Consider the following 7,852-nt stretch of genomic DNA (forward strand, 5'->3'; position numbering starts at 1 on the left):
CGCCGAAGCGGCCGCCGCCGTCGTCGCCGCCCGTGCCCGTTTGGACGAGGCCGTCGGGGTGCGGGAACGGCGCACAAAACTGCAGGAACGGGCGGCCGCCACGACCGAGCAGCTCGACGAGAACGGCCGGCAGCTGTCGGCTCTGGCCGTGGCCAAGGCCTCCGCCGATTCCGACCTCAAGGCCGGGAGGGAACGCGTGCAGGAACTCGAGCAGAAGCTGCGCGAGGCCCGTCCGGACGGAGGCAGCCTGCACGAACACGCGGCCTCGCTGTCCCGCCTCGACCAACTGCTGGCCGCTGCCCTGGACGTCCTGGGACAGCACCGCCACTGCGGCAACGCGTTGGAGCAGGCCGAAGCCGATCTGGCCTCGGCCATCGGGCAGTCCAGCTTCGCCTCCGAAGACGAAATCCGGGTGTCCCTGCTGGCACCGGCACAGCTGCAGGAACTGCAGCGCCGCCACACCGCCTACACCGAAGCAGGCCAGCGGCTGCAGGTGCTGGAGTCCTCCGAAGCCGTCGTCCGTGCCCGCACCGCGCTCGAGAAGGGCGAAACACTGCCGGGGACCGCGGAACTGGACGCGGCACGCGGGGAAGCCGCGGTCCTGGACGGGTTGGTGCAGGAGCACCACGTGCGGCACGGGGTGTTGACTGCGTCGCAGCAACAACTTGCCAGCTACCGCCGGCGTTTCGACGAGGAACAAGTCCGCTTGGCCCCGATCGCGGAACGGCACGAGCTCCTGCAGTCAGTGGCGGACACGGTCAGGGGACTGGGCGAGAACGAACGCAAGATGACGCTCACCACCTACGTCCTGGCTGCGCGGCTGGAGCAGATTGCGGCGGCGGCTTCCGAACGCCTGATTGCCATGACCGACGGGCGCTATACCCTGGTCCACGACGACTCGAAGTCCGGCAACAAGAAGTCGGGCCTGGGATTGCACGTCAGCGACGAATGGACGGGGCAGCGGCGCGGCACCTCCACCCTGTCCGGCGGCGAATCCTTCATGGCCTCGCTTGCGCTGGCACTCGGCCTGGCCGACGTAGTGCAGGCAGAGGCAGGCGGCGTGGACATCGAGACGTTGTTCGTCGATGAGGGATTCGGCAGCCTGGATGAGCAGGCATTGGAGCAGGTGATGGATGCGTTGGAGGGACTGCGTGACGGGGGCCGGGTCATCGGCCTGGTCAGCCACGTAGCGGAGATGAAGCAGCGCATCGGCGCCCAGCTCCAAGTCACGAAGGGGCGCCACGGCTCCTCCGTCCGCACCGTGCTCACCGGGGCCGCCTGACCACCGGTATGATGGTTATGTTATCCGGGTTGTGCGCATCGGGAGGCGGGACGATGCGCGGTTCGAACCAACGGAAAAACCGATGACTGCTTCTGATTCCGGTGCGCCCGCCCAGCAACAAGCCCCCGGCAACGACACCTCCGGCCGCCGACGTCGCAAGACCCGAAACCCCTTCGGCCGCTACGCGCGGCTGGCGCGGATGGCCGGAACCTCTTTTCTGGCCATCGGATTCCTTGCCCGGCTGCCGCTGGCGATGCTCACGGTCGGCGCCCTGACACTGGTCACCGTCAGCACCGGATCCTACGCCTCGGGCGGTTTCGCCGCAGGTGCCGTAGGCATCGGCTCGGCCGCCGGCGCGCCGCTCTTCGGCTATCTTGCCGACCGGGTCGGTCAGCGGCCCGTGCTGCTGGTCGCGGCTGCCGCACACACCTGCGCGATTGCCGTACTGCTGACCTGCGTCTACATCGGAGACAGTGGAGCCGGCCCCGTGGCCGTGCTTGCGGCGTCCTTCGCCGTCGGGGCCACCTGTCCGCAGGTCGGCCCGCTGGCCAGGGTGCGCTGGATGGCGATGACCCGCAAGGACAAGCCGGTATTGGACACGGCGCTGTCCTACGAGAGCACCGCCGACGAACTGACGTTCGTGCTCGGACCGGCCCTGGTCGGGCTGCTCGCGGCGCTGATTGCCCCGTGGCTGCCCTTCGTGCTGGCCGCCGCCCTGACCGTGACGATGGTGACTGCCTTTGCCGTCCACCCCACCTACCGTGCGGTCGTCCCGGTGACGCCCGGACTGGTCAAGGCGCATCCCGGAGCCGCTGCGGCCGCCTCGCCGGTGCGGATCAACTGGCCGCTCGTGGCCATCCCCGTGCTGGGGATGGTGGCCATGGGCGTGTTCTTCGGCGCAACCCAGAACGCCCTGAGTGCCTTCGGCGGCAGCTTCGGCGCGGCCGACACCGCGGGCCTGCTGTATGCGCTGCTGGGCCTGACGTCGGCCTTCGGTGCGCTGTCCGTGGCCTACTGGCCCGCACGGTGGAAACATTCCAGCCGCTGGGTCGTGTGCGCGGCGGCGATGACGGCGTTCTGCGTCCTGCTGCTGCTGCCCGCCGACGTGCTGCCGATGATTCTCGTGCTGCTGGTGGTCGGCGTACCCGTCGGACCCACCATGGTCACCATCTACGGCATCGGAAGCCTGGTCGCTCCGGACGAGCGGCTCGGCACGGTGATGACGCTGCTCGCCAGCGGCGTCGTCCTCGGATCTGCCATTGGTTCGGCGGTAGCCGGGGCGCTGGCCGAGAACCTGGGACACTCCGGTGCGTTCCTGGTGTCGATTGCCGCCTCAGCCATGCTGCTGGTGCTTGGCCTGATCGCTGCCGCCGTCGTCCGGCGCCGCGGGGACGCCTGACCGCCGCCCCCTTGCTCCTGCAGCCGCCGCCGCGGGGCGTGGCCGGGCTTAGTGCAGCTCCGCCTCGATGACTGCGGCCGAGCGCTTCAAGGCCTCGGCAATTTGCTCATCCGGAGTGTCGGTCCGGATGTAGACCACGGCCACGGCAGCCGGGAGCTGCCCCGGGACGGTGACCGGCACGGCGACCGACGAGACGCCGGGGATGACCTCGTCATGGCTGATGGCATACCCGGCGGCCTTGGCGAGCCGGGCCTCCGGACGGATCGGCTGGCCCGGAGCATGCTGCTCCCACTGGTCCCGGGTCAGGGCCGATTGGATGGCGATGCCCGGGGCTCCCGCGGCAAAGGAATGCCGGGTGCCCGGACGCTGCACCAGTGCCGTCGTATGCCGCGGCTCCACGGTCAGCAGCGTCACGCAGTCGTGCTGGTCCCAGACCGCGACAAAGGCCGTCATCATCAGGTCGTTGGCGAGTGCTGTCAGCTCCGGAAGCGCCGCCGACTGCAGGTCCCGCGAAACACCCCGGGCCAGCGCGGCCAGGCCCGGCCCCGCCTGCACCCTGCCAGCCGAATCGCGCATCAGCAGCGAATGGTCCTCGAGCGTGCGCAGGATCCGGTAGGCGACCGAGCGGTGCACCCCCAACGCCTCGGACAACTCGGCGATCGTCATCGGCGACGGCGCCTCCGCCAGGATCTCCAGGGCCCTGATGCCGCGCGACAGGGTCTGCGAGTGCGCCGGGGCGGGTTTGATGGGGGTCTGGCTCATCGGTACATCCTCTGGAAAGTCCTGCACGGGAAATGCGGCGGGAACCGGTCACAGTGCTTGTGCCGGCCCTCACAGGTCCCATTGTTCTATATCGGGACAAAGCGTCCAACTATAGAACGCAGCGCCGTGCTCGGCAGCTTCTTTGGGGTGTGGTGCGCTCACGGGCTCCGGTCGTTCCCACAGGAGAGCGACGTCGTGGCGCACCACGGCAGCGTTTGGGCGTTATGGAAATGATATGGCGGCGCTATGTGTGGCCCGTCACTGTCCGGTAATATGGCTCCAGTCACATTACCGACCGTTCGGTAACCGTTCTGTGAATTCAACGGAGAAAATATGTCAACGTCAGAAGAGCTGGCAGGCAACCTCAGCCCAGCAGCCCGCCGTGAAGAGCGCAAGGTGCTCGCGGGCACCTTGGTCGGTACCACCATCGAGTGGTACGACTTCTTCATTTACGCGCAAGCCGCCGGCCTGGTGCTGGCTACGTTGTACTTCGCGCCGCTGTCCCAGGAGAGCGCCGGCCTGGCGCAGATCGTTTCCTGGGCCTCGCTGGGTATCAGCTTCCTGTTCCGCCCGCTCGGCGCCATCGTCGCCGGCCACTTGGGCGACCGTTTGGGCCGGAAGATGATGCTGGTCTTCACGCTGGTGCTCATGGGCGCCGCGACATTCCTGATCGGCGTGCTGCCGACCTATGGGGACATCGGGATCACGGCCCCGATCCTGTTGGTGTTCCTGCGCATCCTGCAGGGATTCTCGGCCGGCGGCGAATGGGGCGGCGCCGCGCTGATGTCCGTGGAGCACGCGCCGGTCAACAAGCGCGGCTTCTTCGGTGCATACCCGCAAATCGGTGTTCCCATCGGCATGATCCTTGCCACCGGTGTGATGTGGCTGATGACCACTATCCTCAGCGAGGATGCCTTCCTTGCGTGGGGCTGGCGCGTACCGTTCCTGTTCTCGGTCGTGCTGATCCTGGTCGGCTACTTCATCCGTCGCTCCGTGTCCGAGTCCCCGGTCTTCAAGGAGATGCAGGAGCGCAAGAAGGAATCGGCCGCTCCGCTGGGCCAGCTGTTCAAGCACAACTGGAAAGAGGTCATCCTCACCGCGCTGATCTTCATTGCCAACAATGCCGCCGGATACCTGCTGATCGCGTTCTTCGCTTCCTACGCCACCAAGCCGGCGGACGCCGGAGGCCTGGGGATGGACCGCCCATCGGTCTTGCTGGCCACCACGCTTGCTGCTTTCGGCTGGTTGATCTTTACCATGTACGGCGGAATTCTCTCCGACAAGATCGGCCGCATCCGCACCTTCCAGATTGGCTACGTGTGGGTCCTGCTGTGGCAGATTCCCATGTTCATGCTCATCGACACCGCGAGCATTCTGCTGATGGGCATCGCGATGTTCGTGCTGACCATCGGTCTGGGCCTGTCCTACGGCCCGCAGTCGGCCCTCTATGCCGAAATGTTCCCGGCCAACGTCCGATACTCGGGCGTTTCCATCGGCTACGCCATTGGTGCCATCCTTGGCGGTGCCTTCGCTCCGTTGATCGCCGAGTTGTTGTTGGGCCGGACCGGAAGCACGATCTCCATCGGGATCTACATCATGGTGCTGTGCGTCATCTCGCTCGTGGCGGTCTCCGTGGTCAAGGAGACCAAGGGCAAGAACCTGCGCGTGGAGGAAGCACACCAGGAGTACCTGCAGCAGCACCCCGAAGCGCGCGAGAACCGCTAAGTCCCGCCAGTTACCAGAGGCCACCAACTAAGGCCTCCGCGGGACTGCAGAGACGGACCGCCGCCGGCAGCGATGCCGGCGGCGGTCCGCTGTGCTTTAACCTGGCGGCGGCCGCCGCTACGGGGGCAGCGCTGCCATGACCTCGTCGTCGCTGACCTGGCTAAAGTATTGGTAGGCCTCGCCGACGGCTCTGAAATTGCGCGGCTGGCGCAGGCAGATCACCGCATCGGCCAGTTTCTGGAGCTCGGCACAGGCCTGCGGCGGGCCCACCGGCACCGCGACGACGATCTCGCGGGGGTCGCTCTGCCGTACGGCGTTGATCGCAGCCTTCATGGTGGCGCCGGTGGCCAACCCGTCATCGCAGAGGATCGTGGTCCGGCCGCGCACCTCTGCCGTCCGGCCCTGGAGATACGCTTCCTGCCGCCGCTTCAGTTCGGCCCGTTCCCTGTCCTGGACCTCCTGCAGCCGCTGTTCGCTGTAATTGCGGCGGCGCAGTTCTGCCACTATCGGTTCCACCATGACGACGGCGGTGTGCCCGCCATGCGCGGCCAAGGCACCGAAGGCGACCTCCGGCTGGCCCGGAATGCCTAGTTTGCGGACGATGAGCGCGTCGAAGTCGGCGGCCAGTTCTTTCGCCAACACCGCGGCCACCGGGACGCCGCCGCGTGCCAGGCCGAGCACGGTGACATCGCCGCGGCCGCGGTATGCTGCCAGTTCGGCCGCCAGCTGCCGGGCGGCATCGGGCCGATCGGCGAAAGGGGCAGGTGCTCCGCTCAACAGTCCCACGGTTTCAGTATCCTCTTGCGTCTCCCGGGTCGCGAGGGGGAGCGAACGCCGGCCGCGGCGGCGGAACGTGACGTGGCGGGCGTTCGGCCGGCCCAACGAAGCGGCTATACTCAACAGCCCTGATAGACCGCTTAACCTGCATGGGTAGTTCTCCCCATCGCGGGTCGGATGCCCGCGGGATATGCTCTTGACAACGGTGGGGCTCGGAACGGGGGCCCGCATCGCGTCGGCTGGACTTGGGTCCGGCCGTGGAAGAGCCGGACCCGCAGGATTCCCCCAACGCCTGCCGCTCCGGCTCTTTCGTTTAACGCGGCTGTCGCCGCAGGCGCGCGGTTTGGCAGCGGAGCCGTCCCGGCGTATGAATGGTAGGTGACCCAAGCCTCCGACCCCGCTCCAAAGAACCGATCAGCGCCCCGACCGGCCAGCCCCGACGGCACCGAGGCCGGCTTCGTCCCCGACCCCGGCCGGTGGCGGATCCTGGCCGTGCTGCTGGTGGCCATCTTCATGTCGCTGGTGAGCGTGAGCATCGTCAACGTGGTGCTGCCGTCCATCCAAACCGGACTGGGCGCGTCGGACTCGGACCTCCAGTGGGTGCTCTCCGGCTATGCGCTGACTTTTGGTGTGGTGCTGGTGGCCGCCGGACGGGCGGGCGATATTCTGGGCCGCGGCCCGCTGTTCATCGCCGGCGTCGCGCTCTTCACGCTCTCCTCGGTGGCCGCCGGACTCGCTCCGGATCCGCTCAGCCTGAACATCACCCGCTTCGTGCAGGGCCTGGGGTCGGGCCTGCTGAATCCTCAGGCCGTGGGGATGATCCAGCAGTATTTCCGCGGTGCGGAACGCGGCCGTGCCTACGGGGCGCTCGGCAGCGTGATTGGCGTGTCGGTGGCCGTCGGGCCCCTGTTGGGCGGAACGATCATTGAGTTCGCCGGTGTCCAGGACGGGTGGCGCTGGACCTTCCTCGTGAATGTACCGGTCGGGATCCTGGCCATCGTGCTGGCGCTGATGTGGTTCAAACCGCGGCGCAGTGCCGGTGACCGTCCCGGGGAAGCAGACCGCGAAGGCGCCCCCGGCCTGCCCCGGGTGACCAAGCCCGAACGCGACCTCGATCCCGTCGGGGCCGTGCTGCTGGGCCTGTCGGTGCTGGCGCTGCTGCTGCCCTTCGTCGAACGCGGGGCCGGTGCATGGATCTGGCTGCTGCTTCCCGGCGGCGCGGGACTGCTGGCGCTGTGGGCGTGGTGGGAACATACTTACAGCCACCGCGGGCGCAGCCCGATGGTCGACCTGCGGATCTTCCGCACCCACAGCTTCTCCGCCGGCTCGCTGATCGCCGGCCTGTACTTCATGGGCGTGACCAGCGTGTGGGTGCTGGTGGCGCTCTACATCCAGCAGGGGCTGGGCGGCAGCGCTCTGGAGGCGGGGTTGATCGGGCTGCCTGCCGCGCTGCTCGGCGCCTATTCGTCGCACTGGTCCGGCAAGCGGGTGCTGGAGCGTGGGCGGCAAATGATCGTCGCCGGGATCCTCTGCGCGTTGCTGGGGCTGGCGTCGACCATCGCCGTCATCCAACTGGAGGCAGCCGGGTTGCTCAGCATCTGGTGGATGCTGCTGACGCTGTCGTTCATCGGCATGGCGCAGGGCCTCATTATCACCCCCAACCAGACGCTGACTTTGGCCGACGTGTCGTTGGAGTACGCGGGGAGCGCCGGGGGAGTGCTGCAGACGGCCCAGCGCATCGGCACCGCCGTGGGCATCGCGGTGATCACCGCCGTCGCCTTTTCCGTCCAGGCCCGGTCAGGCTGGACCGAGGCGATCACCGCCGGACTGGCCGTCACCGCCGCGTCCGTTGTCGCCACGCTCGTCATCGCCGGAACCGACGCCCGCCGCGCCTCCCGCAGTTCCAG

At 67.9% G+C, this 7,852-nt stretch carries 6 protein-coding genes; 4 read left to right on the forward strand and 2 right to left on the reverse strand.

The features are described 5' to 3' along the window. Both AC5RUJ_RS07535 and AC5RUJ_RS07540 read left to right on the forward strand, forming a co-directional pair. A partial coding sequence (locus AC5RUJ_RS07535) for an SbcC/MukB-like Walker B domain-containing protein (RefSeq protein WP_494155724.1) occupies positions 1 to 1,282 on the forward strand: 1,282 nt, incomplete at its 5' end. An 82-nt stretch (positions 1,283 to 1,364) separates the two neighbouring features. Continuing rightward, positions 1,365 to 2,681: an MFS transporter gene (locus AC5RUJ_RS07540; protein WP_494128766.1), complete on the forward strand. Its 1,317-nt coding sequence runs from the start codon at positions 1,365 to 1,367 to the stop codon at positions 2,679 to 2,681. A gap of 48 nt (positions 2,682 to 2,729) precedes the next feature. On the opposite strand, the gene AC5RUJ_RS07545 is transcribed toward AC5RUJ_RS07540, so the two are convergent. Further along, complete coding sequence (locus tag AC5RUJ_RS07545; protein WP_494022848.1) at positions 2,730 to 3,443, reverse strand: IclR family transcriptional regulator; 714 nt, start codon at positions 3,441 to 3,443, stop codon at positions 2,730 to 2,732. A gap of 333 nt (positions 3,444 to 3,776) precedes the next feature. Here AC5RUJ_RS07545 and AC5RUJ_RS07550 point away from each other — a divergent pair, with 333 nt between their 5' ends. After that, a complete protein-coding gene (locus AC5RUJ_RS07550) occupies positions 3,777 to 5,168 on the forward strand; it encodes an MFS transporter (RefSeq protein ID WP_494000088.1) in 1,392 nt (463 codons plus the stop codon). A gap of 117 nt (positions 5,169 to 5,285) precedes the next feature. On the opposite strand, the gene AC5RUJ_RS07555 is transcribed toward AC5RUJ_RS07550, so the two are convergent. Then, on the reverse strand, positions 5,286 to 5,954 hold the full coding sequence (locus AC5RUJ_RS07555) for a phosphoribosyltransferase (RefSeq protein ID WP_494128765.1): 669 nt from the start codon (positions 5,952 to 5,954) through the stop codon (positions 5,286 to 5,288). Between the two features lie 369 nt (positions 5,955 to 6,323). Between AC5RUJ_RS07555 and AC5RUJ_RS07560 the strand changes: the two genes are divergently transcribed. Further along, positions 6,324 to 7,852, forward strand: a 1,529-nt coding sequence (locus AC5RUJ_RS07560; protein WP_494155725.1) for an MFS transporter, incomplete at its 3' end; no start/stop codon positions are given.

This window comes from Arthrobacter sp. Y3223164 (assembly GCF_059091005.1).

Bases quoted from the DNA above. Each gene is read 5' to 3' on its own strand.
- AC5RUJ_RS07540 (WP_494128766.1), top strand. From the start codon at position 1,365: ATGACTGCTTCTGATTCCGGTGCGCCCGCCCAGCAACAAGCCCCCGGC.
- AC5RUJ_RS07545 (WP_494022848.1), bottom strand. From the start codon at position 3,443: ATGAGCCAGACCCCCATCAAACCCGCCCCGGCGCACTCGCAGACCCTG.
- AC5RUJ_RS07550 (WP_494000088.1), top strand. From the start codon at position 3,777: ATGTCAACGTCAGAAGAGCTGGCAGGCAACCTCAGCCCAGCAGCCCGC.